Source organism: Leucothrix arctica, assembly GCF_003172895.1.
Classification (GTDB): Bacteria; Pseudomonadota; Gammaproteobacteria; order Thiotrichales; family Thiotrichaceae; genus Leucothrix; species Leucothrix arctica.
In genome coordinates this window covers 20034-39522 of record NZ_QGKL01000014.1, presented here as the reverse complement: position 1 = coordinate 39522, position 19489 = coordinate 20034, and the positions used below count along the sequence as shown (strand labels likewise).

Genomic DNA, 19489 nt, shown 5'->3' with positions numbered 1-19489 from the left:
ATTAACTCACTAATCGCGTTATATCGTTATAGATTGCCAGTACCATGAGCACACCGACCATTGCCATGCCAACACGTTGGCCCATCATTTCAAATTTCTCTGATACTGGGCTTCCTTTGACTATTTCAATCAGGTAATACATTAGATGACCGCCATCTAACATAGGGACAGGCAGTAAGTTTAGAACACCTAAACTTAAACTCACTATCGCTAAAAAGCTCATGAAGACTGAAAAGCCAATCACGGCGCTTTTGCCTGCGTAGTTAGCAATCGTGATCGGACCACTAATATTCTTAATTGAAGCTTCACCTGTAATTAGTCGCCCCATGACACGCAATGTCATGATCGATAAATCCCAAGTTTCAACCGCCCCCATTTTTAATGCTTCGCCTAAACTAGCATGTCGGGTAAATAATAATTTTTCTTTAGCATCACCGGTAATTTCATACGCCATTGCGATACCAATTAAACCAACCGTCTTTCCGTCTCGCTCAGAAGGCTTAGGTGTAATATCTACCGTTATCTGATTGCCATCTCGCAATACACCTAGACTAATAGTTTTATCTGCACGCTGACTTACATACTCTGAAAAGGCACGCGTTGAAACAACCTTTACGCCATCAAGTGCAACAATACGATCTTCAGCTTGTAAACCCACTAACTCAGCTGCAGAACCTGCCATTACCTCGGTCACTACAGGAATATTTTCTGCCGTTTCTAAGTTAAAGCCGATTGTACGGAAATGATCATTTTCCTCTTCAAGTAAATCAACTGCCGTTAGATCTAAAACACGTGTGGCTTTCACGCCATCACCCTGCTCCGTCTCTACGCTGATCTTCTTATCAGACAAGTAACTTTGAAGTAGATTAAGGCGAACCTGGTTAACTGTTTCAACCTCAGTACCGTTAATACCAACGATTTTCTCACCCGACACAAAGCCGCTACTAGCCGCTGCAGTATTAGGTAATGGATCACCGAGATAGGGACGCACAGAGTCAATACCCACCATGTAGGTGACTGAGAATGCAAAGATAGCAAAGATAAAGTTAAATAGGGGGCCCGCCAGCACAATTGCGAAACGTTTCCACACTGGCTGCACATTGAATGCACGATGTCGCTCTGAAGGATCAACATCCCCTTCTCGCTCATCAAGCATTTTTACATATCCACCTAATGGTATGAGTGATAAAGCATATTCTACTTTATCTTCATCTTTACCATTCTTGGTCCAGATACGCTTACCAAAGCCGATTGAGAATCGTAGAACTTTGACGCCGAGTTTACGCGCAACCCAGTAGTGACCAAATTCATGGACAGCAACAAGCAATCCGATAGTGGCCAAAAACGCTGCAATTGTAATTATGATATTCATAAGACGGTTGTCTACTTCTTATTGTTTTTTATCCACAAGCGTGCATGTTCCCGACTGTCTCTATCCTGAACAAGGATCTCATCTAAGACAAGCGGCGTACCACTTCGGGCTCGCTCAAGGGCAAACTCAATAAGTTGCGGTATCTCCGTGAAGTTAATTTGTTTACTAAGGAAGCTTGCAACTGCCACTTCATTGGCAGCATTTAACGCAATGCTCGCATAACCACCTGTTTCATGCGCGTCATATGCAAACTTAAGGCACGGGAAACGGGAAAAATTTGGTTTTTCAAAATCTAACTGAGCCACATCAAAAAAATCTAAATCTGCAACACCAGAATCAATACGGTCCGGCCAAGCTAAAGAATATGCGATGGGTGTACGCATATCTGGATTACCCATTTGAGCAATCACCGAGCCATCAACATAAGAAACCATAGAATGTATGGTACTTTGCGGATGAACAACCACCTGCACATCAGACGCTGGCACATCAAATAACCAACATGCTTCGATGACTTCTAAACCTTTATTCATCATCGTCGCAGAATCAACTGAGATCTTTTGCCCCATTGACCAATTTGGATGAGCAACCGCCTCTTCAGGCGTCACCGCACTTAAAGTATCAATAGCTCTAGACCTAAATGGCCCACCCGATCCTGTCAGTAAAATCTTTTTAACACCGGTCTTACCATTAACGGGCATGCTTTGAAAAATAGCATTATGTTCGCTATCAATAGGTAACAGCTCTGCACCGTTTTTTTTAACAGCATCCATAAAGAGTTTGCCGGACATAACCAGCGCTTCTTTATTCGCAAGCAATACGCGTTTACCCGCATTAGCAGCCGCTAACGAGGGCAACAGTCCAGCAGCGCCTACAATGGCAGCCATGACATAGTCAGTTTCATCAAGTGCTGACACTCTTTCAAGTGCCGCTGCTCCTGACAGTACAACAGTATCAGAACCGTATTCCTTTAGCCGAGCACATAATACATCGGCACAGGCCTCATCCACCATTACAGCATATTTAGGTTTAAACTGGCGACATTGCTCAAAAAGAACATCTGTCTGAATATTAGCCGTTAATGCAATAACATGATATCTATCAGGGTGACGAGAAATCACATCGAGTGTACTCACACCGATAGAACCCGTCGCACCTAGAATAGTAATACCTTTACTAGGGACACCTGATGACTGAGTCATGCTAGATACCCTGCTCGATGATACTGACAGACAAACCAAGCACAAAGACAGGTAAAGCCGCTAGCAAGCCGTCTACACGGTCTAAGATGCCACCATGCCCCGGAAGTATCGTCCCGCTATCTTTTTGACCTGCTTCACGCTTAACCAAACTCTCAAAGAGATCGCCAGCGACAGACAAAGCGGCCACGAGCAATGACAGAATTAGGAAGTAGAGCCAAGATGCACCGCTAAAGCCAAAATAGATTGCACCCAAAAAAGCAAATACTAATGCGGCTGCTAAGCCACCTTTAGCGCCTTCAAGCGTTTTACCAGGACTAAGGTGTGGGGCTAATTTATTACTACCAACCGCTTTGCCGACAAAGTAAGCACCAGTATCCATACTTGCGACCAAAAAGATCAGGTACAACACCAACTGCGGATCATGAGCTTGTAGTCGAACGATAGCGAGCCATGCAGGAACAAGAATTAACACGCCAGAAAGACGTAACAACCAAGGACGGCTTGAGTAAAATATACTGTTTTGACGGTATATAACTAATAAACCCAAGATAGTTACCCACCAAACGACACCAACAGAAATCGCATACCAAGCTAAACCTGTCAGATGAAAGAACAAACCAATAGTGATAAGCGCAATAACAGCCCATGCTCTCTCCATATCCTTAAGCCCAAGCAACCGAGCCCACTCCCAACCTCCGATACTCATAAAAGCAATGAGTGACACTATTGCAAAGAGTTTTGGAGAAAGAAGTAATACAAAAAGCAATGTAGCAATGGCAAGTATTACAGCTGTAACTAAACGCTGTTTAAGCATGATTTTCGTCCTTGATTTGCTCTCCTGTCATACCGAAGCGTCGCTGTCGGCCAGAAAAGTCTTCGATTGCATCCATTAAAGCAGCCTCATCAAAATCAGGCCAGAGCAAATCGGTAAAGTACAACTCAGAATAAGCAAGCTGCCACAGTAAGAAGTTACTGATTCTTCGCTCGCCTCCAGTTCGGATAAACAAATCTGGATCGGGTACATCAGTAGTAGAGACGTACTTGGAAATAGACTCTTCGGTAATGGGGCTACCTTGATTATCGTTAACCAAGTGCTGTACAGCTTGTACAATATCCCATCGGCCACCGTAATTTGCAGCGATTTGTAGTAACAAACCATCGCCATCAGCAGTCATTAACTCTACTTTGGTAATTTTGTCTTGAAGCTTCTGAGAAAAAGCACTCGTATCACCAATAAACTTGAGGCGAACACCGTGCTTCATCAATGACTTAGCTTCACGATCTAAAGCAGTAGCTAACAGTGACATCAATCCTTCAACTTCCTCAGCAGGACGTTTCCAGTTTTCACTACTAAAAGCAAAAAGCGTTAAGCATTCAACACCTAGCTTGCCACATACTTTCACCGCGGTACGGACAGCTTCCGCACCACGATGATGACCAAACAGACGAGGTCTTTTTCTTTGTTGCGCCCAACGCCCATTGCCATCCATCACGATAGCTATATGGCGAGGAATAACCGTGGTTTTTGTCATATTTTATTATTCGTTATCGGCATAAAAGTAGACCTCAGATGTTGATCTTAGATTGCCATCAAATCCTTTTCTTTATCAGCTAATACTTGATCAACTGTCTTGATGAATTGGTCTGTAATCTTTTGCACTTGATCCGCGCCACGACGCTCATCATCTTCAGAAATATCTTTATCTTTTTGCAAAGTCTTCAAACTAGTATTTGCATCACGACGAACATTTCGAATTGCAATACGTGAGTCTTCAGCTGCAGCACGTACAACTTTAACAAGGTCTTTACGACGCTCTTCAGTCAACGCTGGCATTGGTACACGAATTACAGTTCCAGCAGAGTTAGGGTTTAAGCCTAAATCAGAACTCATAATTGCCTTCTCAACAGCGCTTACCATTGAGCCATCCCAAAGCGTAATTGTTAGTGTGCGAGCATCTTCAATACCTACATTACCCACTTGATTCAAAGGTACACGACTACCATATGAATCTACAGAGATATGATCCAAGATTGAAGGATGAGCACGACCAGTGCGCACTTTTGCCAACTCATTTTTAAGTGACTCAATCGTTTTGTCCATACGGACTTGTGCATCTTTTTGAATTTCGTTTAACATTATGCTACCTCTACTAAAGTACCGATCTGCTGGCCATCCATAATGGCAGCCAAAGCGCCGGCATCAAACATATTAAATACGCGCATTGGCATATTATTCTCGCGACATAATACCATCGCTGTCATATCCATAACAGCAAGGCGTTGATCTATTGCATCATCAAAGTTAAGTGTGTCGTATCGTACAGCAGCTGGGTCTTTCTTCGGGTCAGCGTTATAAACACCGTCAACCTTAGTTGCTTTAAGCAGTAAATCTGCCTCGATCTCGATAGCACGTAAACTAGCAGCACTGTCTGTTGTAAAACAAGGGTTGCCCGTTCCAGCAGCAAAAATAACGATTTCGCCATTACTTAAATAACGACGTGCTTTGTCAGCCGAGAAGCTTTCACCAAGAGAGTCAATAGACATCGCTGTCATTACACGGCAACTAACACCCTGCTTATGTAACGCATCTTGCATCGCAAGTGCATTCATAACAGTAGCCAGCATACCCATTTGATCAGCACTAACCTTGTTAATACCACCCTTAACAAGACCTTCACCGCGGAAAATGTTCCCGCCACCGATCACAAGAGCGACTTCTGTTCCAAGTTGCTGCTGCTCAACGATTTGCGAAGCTGTTTGCTTAAGGATTTCTGGATCTAAACCAAAATCCATTTCGCCCATTAGTGCTTCACCACTGAGCTTTAATAAAATACGTTTAGGACGCTGTGACTTATTGTCTGACATTGCTGTGAGTACCTGAATAGGAATTAATCATGTACATTGACCACCGTGGGCCAATATCGCTAACCGTAAAACACGCTTAGCGTACATAAAAAAAAGGGACGTTGCTACGTCCCTTTTTCTAAAGCTATACAATTTGTATGCTTTAATTAGCCAGCTTGGTTAACTTGCGCCATAACTTCAGCAGCAAAATCTTCCTCAACTTTCTCGATACCTTCACCAACTTCAAAACGTACGAAGCTAGTTACTTCAGCACCAGAAGCTTTAAGCAACTGCTCAACTGTTTGGTCTGCATCTTTAACAAATGCCTGACCTAGTAGTGTGATTTCTGCTAAGTACTTACGTAGACGACCCTGGATCATCTTCTCAATGATTTCCATTGGCTTGCCACTTTCCTGTGCTTGAGCGATAAGGATAGCCTTTTCTCTCTCTAGTACTTCAGCAGGAACTTCTGCTTCAGAAACACATACAGGACGACTTGCAGCGATATGCATAGCAATATCTTTGCCTAGCGCATCGTTACCATTCTTAAGTACAACAGCAACACCGATCTTCTCACCGTGCTGGTAGAAGCTAATTTCTGAATCAGCGTCAGCAGCTAGCAATTCAAAACGGCGAACTTTGATGTTCTCACCGATTTTACCAACAAGTGTAGTACGTACTTCAGTAATAGTCTCACCAGACGCAAGAGGCAACTCAGAAAGTGCCGCAACGTCAGCAGGCTTATCAGCCAAAGTAGTAGCCGCGACTTCTTCTGCGAACTCAATGAAGTTAGAGTCTTTAGCAACAAAATCAGTTTCACTGTTTACTTCAACAATGGCGCCTTCTTTCTTATCATCGCTAAGAACGATAACAACACGACCTTCTGCAGCAATACGACCTGCTTTTTTGTCTGCTTTAGCAGCGCCTGACTTACGCATCAAGTCAATAGCAGCTTCCATGTCACCATCAGTCTCGGTGAGCATCTTTTTACAATCCATCATGCCTGCGCCTGTGCGCTGGCGTAACTCTTTTACTTGTGCAGCTGAAATAGCCATAATTCTAATCCTAAAACCTTGATTACTTAAGTTGTTCTAAACCGTACTTACTCAGCAGCTGGTGCTGGAGTAACAGCTGCTTCAGCAACAGGAGCAGCTTCAACAGCTTGTGGCTCAGCAGCATCAGCAACTGGAGCGGCAGTAGCAGCAGCCATATCAGCAGCAGTCTTTGCAGAACTTAAGTGACCTTCAATGATATTGTCAGCCATTGCTGATGCATATAACTGAATCGCACGAATCGCGTCATCATTTCCAGGGATTGGGTAATCAACACCCTGAAGACCGTTGTTAGTATCAACGATTCCGATAACTGGAATACCTAGAGTAACCGCTTCTTTAACAGCGATATCTTCATGACCTACGTCAATGATGAAAAGTGCGTCAGGAAGTGAACGCATGTCTTTGATACCACCAAGACTCTTTTCTAACTTCTCTAGCTCACGTGTCAGTGTAAGAATCTCTTTCTTACCACGAGTCTGCATAGAACCGTCAGCGATCATCTTATCCAATTCGTGTAAACGACGGATAGACTGCTTAACCGTTTTAAAGTTAGTCAACATACCACCTAACCAACGGTGATTAACGTAAGGCATCTTGCAACGGTCAGCTTCTTCACGAACTGTGTTCTGAGCTGCACGCTTAGTACCAACAAAGAGAACTTTACCGCCACGAGCAGCAAGCTTACCAGTGAAGTTCAACGCGTCGTTGAACATAGGTAGAGTTTTCTCTAAGTTGATGATATGAATTTTGTTTCTTTCGCCGAAAATGTACTGACCCATTTTTGGGTTCCAGTAACGAGTTTGGTGACCGAAATGAACACCAGCTTCTAACATTTGGCGCATTGTAACTTTAGCCATTATATATTCCTTGTAAGGGTTAAGCCTCCACAAACCCCATCAGACAACCAAAACAATGTTTTAGCACCCTGCATGATGTGTCGATCTGTGTGAGTATTAGGGGCAAGATCGCCCAAAAAAATTTAATTTGCGTAAAACGCGCGCGCTTTATACCATGTTTGTTTTGTTGAATACAACTATTGGTAATATAAACCTTATGCCTGTCACTATCAAAACTGCCGAAGAAATAGAAAAAATGCGTGTTGCCGGCAAACTTGCATCGCAAGTTCTAGACATGATTAAGCCACACGTCGTTGCTGGTGTTACTACCAATGAACTAAATGAGCTTTGCCATAATTATATAGTGAATGAAATAGATTCTATTCCAGCCCCCCTTAACTATGGCAACCCTCCCTTCCCTAAATCTGTCTGCACTTCAGTGAACGCTGTGATATGTCACGGCATTCCGAGCGACAAGAAGTTAAAGAAAGGTGATGCCGTTAATATAGATGTAACCATTATTAAAGATGGTTATCACGGAGACACTAGCCGCATGTACCATGTCGGTGATGTTGCAGCACCTACGGCACGTCTTAGCCACATCGCTCAAGTTGCCATGTATATAGGCATAGACATGGTAAAGCCTGGTACTAAGCTTGGTGACATCGGTCATGCGATACAAACTTACGCTGAAGCCAATCATACCTCAGTGGTTCGAGAATACTGCGGTCACGGTATCGGCGCAGTATTTCACGAAGAACCACAAGTCCTTCATTATGGCAAACCAAACACTGGCCTTGAACTAAAAGCCGGCATGACATTCACTATCGAGCCAATGATCAACCTTGGTAAGCGCGAAACTCGCCTTCTTGGAGATCACTGGACTGTCGTTACAAAAGATCGCTCTTTATCAGCTCAGTGGGAGCACACTATTTTAGTTACTGAAACAGGTTATGAAATACTGACGTTACGCGGTGAAGAGGAGAACTGGAAATCACTTCTTCCTAGTTAATCGCCCTATACATATATATAGGAACGACCGCTCTAGAATAATAAAACACTCTAGGGCGGCTCTGACACTAGTAACACTTAACTACCACTTGTCTTTTTGATTAACTTATGTGACGACTTACTCGTTATTTAAATAACAATATAAAACAGATACTTAAAAATAATTAAACTTATAACAAGCACAATATGTCTTAAAACCGAGACACTTATAAGAAAAGTGTTGTAAATTAAACACACCCTTTATATTCAAACACTTGACTCAGCTAATTGATTACTATACCTTCGTTAAAAAGAGCAACTAAGTATCAACAGGTTACTCAATTTATGTATCTATCATAAAGATGCAAAAAGACGCCCACATACGAATTATATAATACGGGGGTTAGGCGTCGGACTATCTACAATGCCTTGGGCATTTCATTATTCTAAACTTTGATTAGGGACAGCACGTGTTGACGCACCTGCTAGGTTTTAATTTGTCATTTGCAAACTTAAATTTACAAGACAGTTTCGTTAAGTCTATCGAATCTGCAGGCTATCTTTCTCCTACCGAGCTTCAGTCACGACTGATTCCTCTTATTGGAGAAAGAAAAAGTACTGTCGTTTGGAGTCAATCTGCTGCGGGTAAAACCGGCGCATTCCTAATCCCTGCGATCAACTACATATTGGCCAATCCCTTAGAGGAAAAACGTGGTGCAAGGATACTTATCCTGACATCTCGTCGAGACCGCGTAAGCCAAATAAACTACACATTGAAACGCCTAACACGTGAACATGACATGCGTTTTGGTTTCATTGTTAGTGGACGTCCTTACCAGCCTCAAATGCGCTTAATGCGTCGCCCGCTAGACATGATGGTTGCAACACCAGGCAGATTAAACGACTTAGTCGACAATAATAAAGCGGACTTCTCGCAACTGGAAATGTTGATCATTGATGATATGACCACCATTTACCAAAAGAACATGCACGGTCTGATCAGTAAGATAATTGATCAAGTTAAAAACCCGTGCCCAATCGTCGCATTTGTACGCCATGACGACGAAGTAAGAAAATTAGTGCATGAAATCATGCCAGATGCTGTAGAAATCGAAGGCGTCGAAGAAGAAAACGAAGAACTACCCAATAACTTAGACAATAATATTAATATCATACAAACAAAAGCACCTGTAGTGGAAGCACCAGTAAAGACCTTCCCTACACACAAGCAACATACTTACGTCGCTGATGATTACACTCACAAAATCGCACTCATGGATCATTTCCTTGATGAGTTCGCAGGTGAGTCAACAGTCATCTACACAGCAACTCATAAAGCAGCATCGACGCTACAAGATAATATGGCTAACCATGGTCATGTTGCAGAACTAGCTAGCGAACTGAAGCCTGAAGAAATATCAGCAACTGATACTCCGACACTGATCGTTTGCGACCAGAAACAAGTGTCACTCCCTGCTGATACTGATAAGAACATCATTCACTTTGACTTGCCATTCAAATTAGACAACTACCAAAACCGCTTATCATCACATGATGATAGCCGTGAATCTGCGATGATTATCCTTGCAGATGGTAATGACTACGATGCACTTCGAAGAATTGAAAAGGCAGTAGGTGAACCGATTGAGCAACATATCGCTCCGGGACTTGAACCGCTAAACCCTTTCAAAAGCACGCTACCTAGTAATTCTCGTAAACAGGCGAATACTCGCGGTAGCAAGCCTAGCACTGCTAAGAAACCAAACACCGGCAGAAAGCCAGCACCTAACAAAGCAAAAGCAGCTCCAAGCAAAAATACGCGCAACAAACCAGCAACGGCTAGAAAAGCACCCGTTAAAGGTAAGGCTACAGACACTAAACGAAGTAAACCTAGCACGGCTCGTACCAATACTACTCGCACAGCACCATCATCTGACGATAAAGATCAAAGACGTCAGCGTAAAGGACCTTATGGTCGACTTAATGGTGGCGCACAAAGAAAGCGTAGTGACTTTGGCGGCGTGAGTACGACAGGAACTAAAAGTAACCAACCGGCTGCAATGTCAGACTCTGGTTGGGATAAAGCAATCGCAGAAAATAATAAACCAACTAAAGAAAAGCGCGTTGTTATACGTCATAAAGCAAAGAAACGTACTTTGCTAAAGGACGACCCTCAAACAGATGCCTAATTAGTCATTGCTTGATGTGGAGCCCCTTATGCATACAGCGCATTTAACTAAACAGCGCGGACAAGGCTTACTCGTTAGTCTTGCCGTCTTGACGCTTCTTGGTGCTATCGGTGCGGTTGCTTACACGGTTATGACAAGACAAGCCGTTGAGACACCGACACAAGAACTACCCACCAAAATAAATAAAACCTTTAGTGTTCGTGATTTAAAAAGCATTGAGCAGCAGCTTGCGACATCCTTTTTAAGCACTAATAAAGCATCACGTACCGAAGACTTAAGGGCGATCAGCAATACGCTGACAAACCTACAAAGCAAACAAAACACCCTCGCCAATGAAACACTAGAACTCTTAGATGATGGGCAACTGATGGGTGCCATAACGACACTTAAAACTCTTGCTCTAGATACTAATGATAAACGCGAAGCAGCAAAACTGTGGGTGGATGTCGGTAATCTTGAGAATCTAACGTCACACGAGAAAGCGATAAAGGCTTATCAAAAGTCAGTGACACTGGATGCTGATAATATCAATGCGTGGAATCGTATCGGCCACTTAGAGCGACAAAATAAACAATTTGATCTTGCTGAAATCGCATATCAAAATGTGACTCGTCTATCTAAGAAAGACACTCTAAACCAAGCGCTTTCATGGGCGAACTTCGGTTTATTGTATCAAACACAACTTAATTTCCCCGAAGCAATCGACGCTTTCGAACAGGCACTAAGTACTAATATAGAACTCGATAACGACTCAGGTATTGCGTCTAACAGTGAAAATCTTGCAGGTTTATATCGCGCTCAAAATGATGCTGAAAAAGCAGAGTTTCATTATCAACAGGCATTTAAAATCTACCTGAAAAATGGACAAACACTAAAACAGGTAGAGACGCACGCTGCGCTTGGCAGTCTTTATCAAAGTCAGCAAAAAACTGAACTTGCACTGATTGAATATGAAAAAGCATTACAATTAAATGCAGCTAATGAAGATGCTAAGTTTAGCGCTAGCCTCTACAGCAACATGGGTATATTGGCGCAACAAAGTAATGAGCTAGAAAAGGCGGAAGGTTACTTCAAGCAGTCATTAAGCCTTTATGAAACACTTGAGCAAGTGCATGGCATTGCTAATCAATACAGTAATTTAGCGATTCTTGCGCGTAATAAGAAGCAATTTGAAACCAGTGAATCACTACATTTAAAAGCGATAGAATTATACCAAGCAGAAAACAACCAAAACGCTATTACCACCCAGTATACCAACTTAGGCTTTCTATATACCGCGTGGGATAAGCAGCAAAGTGCTTGTGAATACTGGACTAAGAGCCTCTCAGGGCTTACTGGTGACACTAATGTAGCTAGACGAGCCAGAGTCACAGCTATCGTTGAAAAAGACTGTCCGACACCCACACCATCGACTGAAAAAATAGTTAATCTTCACAACGAAAAAAGGATGAAAAGCTAAGCTTTCATCCTTTTTTGCAAAGTAACGTGCACTAATCAGTACTTAATTACCCTCTTCTCCAAGTATGATATTTCTCAACATAACTCAGTAACTTTTCAGGTGCATGGGCACGCTTCCAGTTACCTGCTGCATACTTGTTTGACTCAGACATTGTTGGGTAGATATGAATAGTACCGAGTATCTTATTAAGACCAAGGTTATACTTCATCGCCAAGATAAACTCAGGAATGAGATCGCCTGCGCCCTTACCTACAATAGTCACACCCAATATCTTATCTTTACCCGGCACTGTTAAAATCTTAACACTACCTTCATTACTGCTATCAGCAATTGCACGATCTAGATCATCAATACCATAGGTAGTGATCTCGTAAGGGATATTCTTTTCTTTAGCGTCTTTTTCATTCAAGCCGACACGTGCAACTTCAGGATCAGTAAACGTCGCCCAAGGAATAACACGATAATCAACACGGAAACGCTTCACGCTACCGAATAAGGCATTCACACTTGCGTACCAAGCCTGATGTGCTGCAACGTGAGTAAACTGGTATGGGCCAGCAACATCACCCACTGCATAAATATTCGGGAAGTTAGTCGTTAAGAAACCATCCGTTTGAACTGTTCCACGATTGCTTAGCTCAACACCCAACTCTTCTAGACCAAAGCCTGTGACATTAGGTGTACGACCCAATGCTAGTAATACACGGTCAAATGGTACGCGCTTTTCAACACCATCAGAATCACATAACAAGTAGTTCTCACCACCCTCTACAATAAATTCTTTTGCTGTATGAGAAGATAATACATCAACACCTTCTTCGATGAAGCGAGCTTGCATTAACGCAGCAACATCATCGTCTTCACGTCCCATGATTGTTGGTGCACGCTCAACCAATGTTACTTTCGTACCAAGACGATTAAATGACTGAGCCAACTCAGAACCAATCGGGCCACCACCTAATACAACTAGGCGCTCAGGCTGATCTTCAAGCTCCCACAAATTATCACTGGTTAGGTAATCAACTTTATCCAAACCTTTAATACCAGGCACTAATGGACGCGCACCTGTTGCAATAATAATGTTCTTAGTTGTAAGCACCTTACCATTTACTTCAATACGGTATGGATCAAGAATCTTTGCTTCACCCGTGATGACTTCAACACCAAGCTCGGTATAACGCTCAACAGAGTCATGCGGCTCGATCTCTTTAATGACGTTATGTACACGATCCATAACTGTTTTAAAGTCAAACGTTGGTGTCATATTATCTAAGCCATACTTTTCAGCATGCTGTGCTTCATGAACAGCTTTAGCAGTACGGATAAGCGCTTTACTTGGCACACAACCCGTATTTAGGCAGTCGCCGCCCATCTTGTGCTTTTCGATCAAACCAACTTTTGCTTTAACCGCTGCCGCGATATAAGCCGATACCAAACCACCTGAACCAGCACCAACAACCAATAAGTTATAATCAAAACTTGCTGGCTTATCGTAAGCCTTTAAAATCTTATTACCGCGAATTTTATCCATTACCTTCTTTGCAATCACTGGAAACACCCCTAATAAACCAAACGCTATAATTAAACCTGGCGATAAGATACTTGATAGAGAATCTATTTGTGCCAATTGTGTACCCGCATAAACAAATACAGCTGTACCTGCCAACATGCCAATCTGACTTACCCATGCAAAGGTCTTCGTTTTTATGGACGTCAGACTCATTAATATATTAACTAAGAAGAATGGAAATAGTGGTACTAAGCGCATAGCAAATAAGTACAACGGACCTTCTTTCTCAACACCTTCATTAATTACTTTTAGCTTTTCTGAATAACGAGACTGCAAAGTGTCACGTAACAAGTAACGGGCTACTAAAAATGCAAGTGTTGCACCTATCGTACTTGCAAATGAGACAACAATCAGACCTGTAAATAGGCCAAATAAAGCACCCGCTAAAACAGTCAAAATAACTGCCCCCGGAAGCGATAATGCGGCCATTATGACGTAGACTAAAAAGAAAATAACCAGAGTTAACACGACATTATTGTCGTAATAACTATTGAATGCCTGTTGCTTTGATTTTATAAAATCTAGTGAGAGGTACTGCTGCAAATCAAAGAGAAAAAATGCTGCCATGAGTAATGCGATTACCCCAACAACGATGACTTTCTTATTCATATAAACCCTTAGTGCTAATGCTTAAATAATTCGTAGTTAGATCATTATACGTAGCATCAACAAATCCAGATCTTAATGGATACTCTTTTAAATGCATTACTTGATGATTAGATAATAAAAAAGACAGCCAACGGGAAGTCAGCTGCCTTTTTTACATTATTTATAAGTCTATACTGTATCAAACATCTCAGTTTGCTCATTATCACCAACAGACTCTAACCGAACATCATAACCCCAAAGTCGGCGCATATGCTTAAGCACTTCCGCAGTATCATCATTTAGAGGACGCTTATTATGTTGGTAATGCCTTAATGTCAGCGACCGATCTCCACGAATATTAACGTTATACACCTGAATGTCCGGCTCATTACTACTCAAATTATATTGCTGAGCCAGAACTTGCCTTACTCGCTTATAACCATCGTCGTCATGTATCGCCATCACATCAATCGTTGCATTTTGCTCGTCATCTTCAAGTGCAAAGAAGCGAAACTTACGAATAACCGTCGGTGATAAATACTGCTCTATGAAGCTCTCATCACGATAGTTTTTCATCGCATAATGCAGCGTTTCCAACCAATCAGAACCCGCTATATTAGGAAACCAACGCAGATCTTCCTCGGTTGGATCTTCACAAATACGACGAATATCCGTCATCATTGCGAAACCCAAAGCATAAGGGTTAATCCCTGAATAATAAGGACTATCAAACTCAGGCTGCATCACCACATTAGTATGAGACGTTAAAAACTCCATCATAAAGGCATCCGTCACTAAGCCTTCGTCATACATCTCATTCAGAATGGTGTAATGCCAGAACGTTGCCCAACCTTCATTCATCACTTGAGTTTGGCGTTGCGGGTAAAAGTACTGTGCCATCTTACGCACAATACGTACTACCTCACGCTGCCAAGGCGCCATATTTGGAGAGTTTTTCTCAAGGAAGTACAAAATATTTTCCTGAGGATCTTCTGGGAAAGTAATTCGCTCAGGCTCATCGACAGGTTTTGCTGTTTCTGGAAGCGTTCGCCATAAATCATTCAAATGTGTTTGAACATAATGTTCACGCTCTTTTTGTCGAATTTTCTCCTCTTCTGCAGAGATTGGCACAGGACGCTTATAACGGTCGACACCATAGTTCATGAGCGCATGGCAAGAGTCCAAAGTAGACTCCACTGCATCTAAACCATAACGCTCCTCGCAGTCCGCGATATATTTCTTCGCAAACACCAAGTAATCAATGATTGCCTCAGCATCCGTCCATGTACGGAACAGATAATTACCTTTGAAGAATGAGTTATGACCATAACAAGCATGTGCAATAACCAACGCTTGCATAGTCATGGTGTTCTCTTCCATCAAATAAGCAATACACGGATCAGAGTTAATAACGATTTCATACGCCAAACCCATGCGACCACGACTGTAGTTCTGCTCCGTAGAAACGTACTTTTTACCGTAAGTCCAATGATGATAACTCACCGGCATACCTACCGACGCATACGCATCCATCATTTGATCCGAGCGAATAACCTCAATCTGGTTTGGATAGGTGTCGAGCTTAAATTTTTCTTTGGCAATACGCGCTATTTCTTTGTCGTACTTCTCCAGCAACTCAAACGTCCAATCAGGTCCGGTTGAAATGGGTTCGCGTTTGCTCATGCCACACCTCGCTCAAATAGTTGACGGAATACTGGGTAAATATGAGCATTGTCTTGTACCGCTTTCAAATCAAAACGATCATTAAAAACACCCGTTTGGATATCCTTATAGCTATACCAAAGCTCTTGCGGTGGACGCTTTCCTATTTCGATATAAGAAAAATGTTGCACGCACGGCAATATTTTATTGGTTAATATATCCACACATTTTTCAGTATCACCCTGCCAGTTATCACCATCTGACGCTTGCGCACCATAGATATTCCACTGACTTGGTGAATAGCGCTCTTGGATAATTTCATCCATCAGTGTTAGCGCACTAGAAACAACCGTTCCACCCGTTTCTCGTGAGTAGAAAAAATCATGCTCATTCACTTCGGAAGCGGTGTTATGATGACGAATAAACACTAACTCGATCTTTTCGTAATTCCGCTTTAAAAATAAATAGAGCAGGAAATAAAAGCGCTTCGCCGTGTCCTTAATCTCCTCTGTCATAGAGCCAGACACATCCATCAAACAGAACATCACCGCCTTAGGTGCAGGCTGTGGTAGTTTGACAGTCAGGTTGTACTTCAGATCAAATTCATCGATATAAGGAATGGCTGCAAGCTTGCGTGAAAGAACTTCTATCTCTTCCAGTAACTCTTTTTTGCGAAGCACTTCAGTATCCGACAATGGCTCAACTAAAGCCTCAAGCTCCATGCGTAACTCACGGCGCTTACGTCGACTCTTACCACCCAACGCTATTTTTCGAGCGTATGCGCTGCGCAATGAACGTACTACATTCAACTGACTTGGACTACCCGCCTCACTAAAGCCAGCACGCACAGTCTTAAACTCACTACTATCAGCAAGTTGACGCTTCACCATATTAGGCAAAGCCAAGTCTTCAAACATGAATTCCAAAAACTCTTCCTGAGAAATTTGAAACGCAAAGTCATCATCACCCTCACCGGAGTCAGATGCTTCACCTTCTCCCGCGCCACCACCTTGTTGCGATGGCGGACGCTGGATTCGGTCACCGGTAACAAACTCTTTATTACCGGTTAATACAAACTTTTTCGCACCGCCAGCACCGTGCCCAAAAACAGGCTCAGTGACATCGTCACGGGGAATACTAACGTTCTCCCCGCGATCCATATCGGTGATGCTACGTTTACCAATTGCCTCTGAGACCGCCTTCTTTATTTGCTTGCGATAACGCCGCAAAAAACGTTGGCGATTGACCGTGTTTTTATTCTTACTATTAAGACGTCGATCTATTATATATGGCATAAGCCCCTCATCCGCAGGTTAATCAGATACGCTATTCCTTTACAAAAAGCCTGACTTACTGCGACTTGCGCACACGTAAATACCACTCTGCTAACAAGCGAACCTGCTTATCTGTATAGCCACGAGATACCATGCGGTTTACAAAATTATCGTGCTTACGTTGCTCATCTGTAGATGACTTAGCACTAAACGAAATAACAGGAAGTAACTCTTCAGTACTAGAGAACATTTTCTTCTCAATTACACGACGTAACTTCTCGTAACTGGTCCAATCAGGGTTTTTACCACCATGATTAGCACGTGCACGCAGAACAAAGTTCACCACTTCATGACGGAAGTCTTTAGGGTTACTAATACCCGCCGCTTTCTCAATCTTCTCAAGATCGCCATTCAAGGCATTACGATCTAACAGCTCACCCGTTTCAGGATCGCGGTACTCTTGATCTTGAATCCAGAAGTCAGCATAAGTGACATACCGATCAAACAAATTCTGCCCGTATTCAGAGTAAGACTCTAAGTATGCGGTTTGAATTTCCTTACCAATGAACTGAACATAGCGCGGGCTTAGGTACTCTTTGATATAGCCCATGTAACGATCATGCACCTCATCACTGAATTGCTCACGCTCAATCTGGCGCTCTAACACGTACATCAAGTGAACAGGATTAGCTGCGATCTCAGTACTATCAAAGTTAAATACTTTAGACAGGATTTTGAACGCAAAACGTGTTGAAATACCATCCATACCTTCATCAACACCTGCCGCATCACGATACTCCTGCATCGTTTTCGCTTTAGGGTCGATATCTTTTAATGTCTCACCATCATAAATGCGCATTTTAGAATAAACGCTAGAATTTTCAGGTTCTTTCAAACGAGACAACACCGAGAACTCAGCCAGCATTTTCAATGTATCTGGCGCGCATGGCGCTTGAAACAAAGAGCTATGCTGCATCAATTTCTCATAAATCTTAATTTCTTCACTCAAACGCAGACAATAAGGGACTTTGACGATTGAAACACGGTCAATAAACGCTTCATTATTACGATCATTTTTAAATGTCTGCCACTCTGACTCATTTGAGTGAGCCAAGATCACACCATTAAACGGGATAGCACCGATACTTTCTGTACCGTTGTAATTCCCCTCTTGAGTCGCGGTAAGTAATGGATGTAACACCTTGATCGGTGCTTTAAACATCTCCACGAACTCCATCAGACCTTGGTTAGCCATACTCAAACCACCGGAGTAGCTGTAAGCATCAGTATCGTGCTGAGGGAAATCTTCAAGCTTCCGAATATCAACCTTACCCACCAACGATGAAATATCTTGGTTGTTCTCATCACCTGGCTCAGTCTTAGAAATTGCCGTTTGATTCAAGATAGAAGGATGGCGCTTGACCACTTTAAACTGACTAATATCCCCACCAAACTCCTTTAGGCGCTTAACAGCCCAAGGCGACATAATGGTATTTAGGTAACGCTTAGGAATGCCGTAATCTTCTTCCAAAATCACAGCGTCTTCACGGCCAAACAACCCCAAAGGTGACTCATTAATAGGTGAGCCTTTGATACAAAAGATGGGCTGTTTTTCCATGAGTGCTTTGAGCGCTTCGGCTAAAGATGACTTACCGCCACCAACAGGTCCTAGTAGATATAGAACCTGCTTACTTTCCTCTAAACCTTGAGAGGCATGACGGAAGAAAGCAACGATTTGCTCAATACTGTCCTCCATTCCATAGAAGTCGGAGAACGCAGGATAGCGCTGGATGACTTTATTCATAAAGATACGACTAAGGCGTGGATCCGTTGCCGTATCAACTACTTCTGGCTCACCGATCGCTTTTAACATGCGCTCAGCGGCTGTGGCATAGGTTAGAGGGTCACTCTTACAAAGTGCTAAGTAGTCTTGTAGAGAATACTCTTCTTCTTTGAATGACTCATAACGTGATTGATAATGATCAAATATACTCATGCTTTATACCACCCAATTGTTAACTTAATTTTTTATATATGGCCTCGGACATACCGATCGAAAGGGAAAGGCCGTCATGGTGCAAATTGCGATTAGAGCAGGTCTGTGTTTGTAATCTTAAAGTAGTGCTTGTTCACACAGAGTTAGATAAATCTTAATATTCATATAGCGCTAAAGACGTACAAAAAACAATCAAAAACAGATTAACGGTTCTGTATTAGTATGCTTTTAAGCCAAGGTTAATCTAAAAATCACCTTGTTATAAGTTGTGACCTAGGAAGACGAAATAGGTTTCGTACAGTGTCAAAACAAAAATCTTACGAGAATGTAAGTTAAAAAAGATAATACAGGGTCAGTATAGCGTATTTTTTAAGCTCGTCTAATTAACATACCGTATATGTATCATTTTTACGATAACCGGAGTTACTTGACCGCACAAGTAAATATCTTGT

Annotated in this window: 15 protein-coding genes; 3 read left to right on the top strand and 12 right to left on the bottom strand. The window is 42.4% G+C overall.

Annotated features, from left to right (window positions below; translation table 11 throughout):
* Position 1: 1 nt before the first annotated feature.
* The 8 genes from rseP to rpsB all read right to left on the bottom strand — a co-directional run bounded on the left by rseP (position 2) and on the right by rpsB (position 7330).
* Positions 2–1372, bottom strand: coding sequence for an RIP metalloprotease RseP (gene rseP / locus DKT75_RS04910; protein WP_109822320.1), 1371 nt, complete (start codon positions 1370–1372; stop codon positions 2–4).
* An 11-nt stretch (positions 1373–1383) separates the two neighbouring features.
* Positions 1384–2574 (bottom strand): 1-deoxy-D-xylulose-5-phosphate reductoisomerase, encoded by a 1191-nt coding sequence (gene ispC, locus DKT75_RS04905; protein ID WP_109822319.1) that lies wholly within the window; start codon positions 2572–2574, stop codon positions 1384–1386.
* A gap of 1 nt (position 2575) precedes the next feature.
* Positions 2576–3388 carry a phosphatidate cytidylyltransferase gene (locus tag DKT75_RS04900; protein WP_109822318.1) on the bottom strand — a complete coding sequence of 271 codons (813 nt, stop codon included), beginning with the start codon at positions 3386–3388 and terminating at the stop codon, positions 2576–2578.
* On the bottom strand, positions 3381–4106 hold the full coding sequence (gene uppS / locus DKT75_RS04895; protein ID WP_109822317.1) for a polyprenyl diphosphate synthase: 726 nt from the start codon (positions 4104–4106) through the stop codon (positions 3381–3383). The genes DKT75_RS04900 and uppS overlap by 8 nt, the downstream gene beginning before the upstream one ends.
* Before the next feature lie 47 nt (positions 4107–4153).
* The gene (gene frr / locus DKT75_RS04890) at positions 4154–4711 is read right to left on the bottom strand and encodes a ribosome recycling factor (RefSeq protein WP_109822316.1); all 558 of its coding nucleotides are present in this window, start codon (positions 4709–4711) and stop codon (positions 4154–4156) included.
* Entirely contained in the window at positions 4711–5439 is a 729-nt protein-coding gene (gene pyrH, locus DKT75_RS04885) for a UMP kinase (protein WP_109822315.1), read from the bottom strand. Before pyrH ends, frr begins: the two co-directional genes overlap by 1 nt.
* A 146-nt stretch (positions 5440–5585) precedes the next feature.
* The gene (tsf, locus tag DKT75_RS04880; protein WP_109822314.1) at positions 5586–6473 is read right to left on the bottom strand and encodes a translation elongation factor Ts; all 888 of its coding nucleotides are present in this window, start codon (positions 6471–6473) and stop codon (positions 5586–5588) included.
* Between the two features lie 47 nt (positions 6474–6520).
* Positions 6521–7330 carry a 30S ribosomal protein S2 gene (rpsB, locus tag DKT75_RS04875; RefSeq protein ID WP_109822313.1) on the bottom strand — a complete coding sequence of 270 codons (810 nt, stop codon included), beginning with the start codon at positions 7328–7330 and terminating at the stop codon, positions 6521–6523.
* 196 nt (positions 7331–7526) lie between these two features.
* Between rpsB and map the strand changes: the two genes are divergently transcribed.
* From map to DKT75_RS04860, 3 genes are all read left to right on the top strand, one after another.
* Complete coding sequence (map, locus tag DKT75_RS04870; protein WP_109822353.1) at positions 7527–8321, top strand: type I methionyl aminopeptidase; 795 nt, start codon at positions 7527–7529, stop codon at positions 8319–8321.
* A 448-nt stretch (positions 8322–8769) separates the two neighbouring features.
* Positions 8770–10488 carry a DEAD/DEAH box helicase gene (locus DKT75_RS04865; RefSeq protein ID WP_245923084.1) on the top strand — a complete coding sequence of 573 codons (1719 nt, stop codon included), beginning with the start codon at positions 8770–8772 and terminating at the stop codon, positions 10486–10488.
* Between the two features lie 28 nt (positions 10489–10516).
* Entirely contained in the window at positions 10517–11947 is a 1431-nt protein-coding gene (locus DKT75_RS04860; protein WP_109822312.1) for a tetratricopeptide repeat protein, read from the top strand.
* Between the two features lie 46 nt (positions 11948–11993).
* Here DKT75_RS04860 and DKT75_RS04855 read toward each other — a convergent pair whose 3' ends face one another.
* The 4 genes from DKT75_RS04855 to DKT75_RS04840 form a co-directional block, all read right to left on the bottom strand.
* The gene (locus tag DKT75_RS04855) at positions 11994–14126 is read right to left on the bottom strand and encodes an FAD-dependent oxidoreductase (RefSeq protein ID WP_109822311.1); all 2133 of its coding nucleotides are present in this window, start codon (positions 14124–14126) and stop codon (positions 11994–11996) included.
* 168 nt (positions 14127–14294) lie between these two features.
* On the bottom strand, positions 14295–15788 hold the full coding sequence (locus DKT75_RS04850; protein WP_109822310.1) for a SpoVR family protein: 1494 nt from the start codon (positions 15786–15788) through the stop codon (positions 14295–14297).
* Complete coding sequence (locus tag DKT75_RS04845) at positions 15785–17062, bottom strand: YeaH/YhbH family protein (RefSeq protein ID WP_109822309.1); 1278 nt, start codon at positions 17060–17062, stop codon at positions 15785–15787. Before DKT75_RS04845 ends, DKT75_RS04850 begins: the two co-directional genes overlap by 4 nt.
* Before the next feature lie 55 nt (positions 17063–17117).
* Positions 17118–19037, bottom strand: coding sequence for a PrkA family serine protein kinase (locus DKT75_RS04840; RefSeq protein WP_109822308.1), 1920 nt, complete (start codon positions 19035–19037; stop codon positions 17118–17120).
* Positions 19038–19489 lie beyond the last annotated feature (452 nt).

What these genes read in the sequence shown, in the direction of transcription:
- rpsB (WP_109822313.1), bottom strand. Translation starts at nt 7,330, where the DNA reads ATGGCTAAAGTTACAATGCGCCAAATGTTAGAAGCTGGTGTTCATTTC.
- DKT75_RS04855 (WP_109822311.1), bottom strand. Translation starts at nt 14,126, where the DNA reads ATGAATAAGAAAGTCATCGTTGTTGGGGTAATCGCATTACTCATGGCA.
- ispC (WP_109822319.1), bottom strand. Translation starts at nt 2,574, where the DNA reads ATGACTCAGTCATCAGGTGTCCCTAGTAAAGGTATTACTATTCTAGGT.
- DKT75_RS04900 (WP_109822318.1), bottom strand. Translation starts at nt 3,388, where the DNA reads ATGCTTAAACAGCGTTTAGTTACAGCTGTAATACTTGCCATTGCTACA.
- pyrH (WP_109822315.1), bottom strand. Translation starts at nt 5,439, where the DNA reads ATGTCAGACAATAAGTCACAGCGTCCTAAACGTATTTTATTAAAGCTC.
- map (WP_109822353.1), top strand. Translation starts at nt 7,527, where the DNA reads ATGCCTGTCACTATCAAAACTGCCGAAGAAATAGAAAAAATGCGTGTT.
- tsf (WP_109822314.1), bottom strand. Translation starts at nt 6,473, where the DNA reads ATGGCTATTTCAGCTGCACAAGTAAAAGAGTTACGCCAGCGCACAGGC.
- DKT75_RS04845 (WP_109822309.1), bottom strand. Translation starts at nt 17,062, where the DNA reads ATGCCATATATAATAGATCGACGTCTTAATAGTAAGAATAAAAACACG.
- uppS (WP_109822317.1), bottom strand. Translation starts at nt 4,106, where the DNA reads ATGACAAAAACCACGGTTATTCCTCGCCATATAGCTATCGTGATGGAT.
- frr (WP_109822316.1), bottom strand. Translation starts at nt 4,711, where the DNA reads ATGTTAAACGAAATTCAAAAAGATGCACAAGTCCGTATGGACAAAACG.
- rseP (WP_109822320.1), bottom strand. Translation starts at nt 1,372, where the DNA reads ATGAATATCATAATTACAATTGCAGCGTTTTTGGCCACTATCGGATTG.
- DKT75_RS04840 (WP_109822308.1), bottom strand. Translation starts at nt 19,037, where the DNA reads ATGAGTATATTTGATCATTATCAATCACGTTATGAGTCATTCAAAGAA.
- DKT75_RS04850 (WP_109822310.1), bottom strand. Translation starts at nt 15,788, where the DNA reads ATGAGCAAACGCGAACCCATTTCAACCGGACCTGATTGGACGTTTGAG.
- DKT75_RS04860 (WP_109822312.1), top strand. Translation starts at nt 10,517, where the DNA reads ATGCATACAGCGCATTTAACTAAACAGCGCGGACAAGGCTTACTCGTT.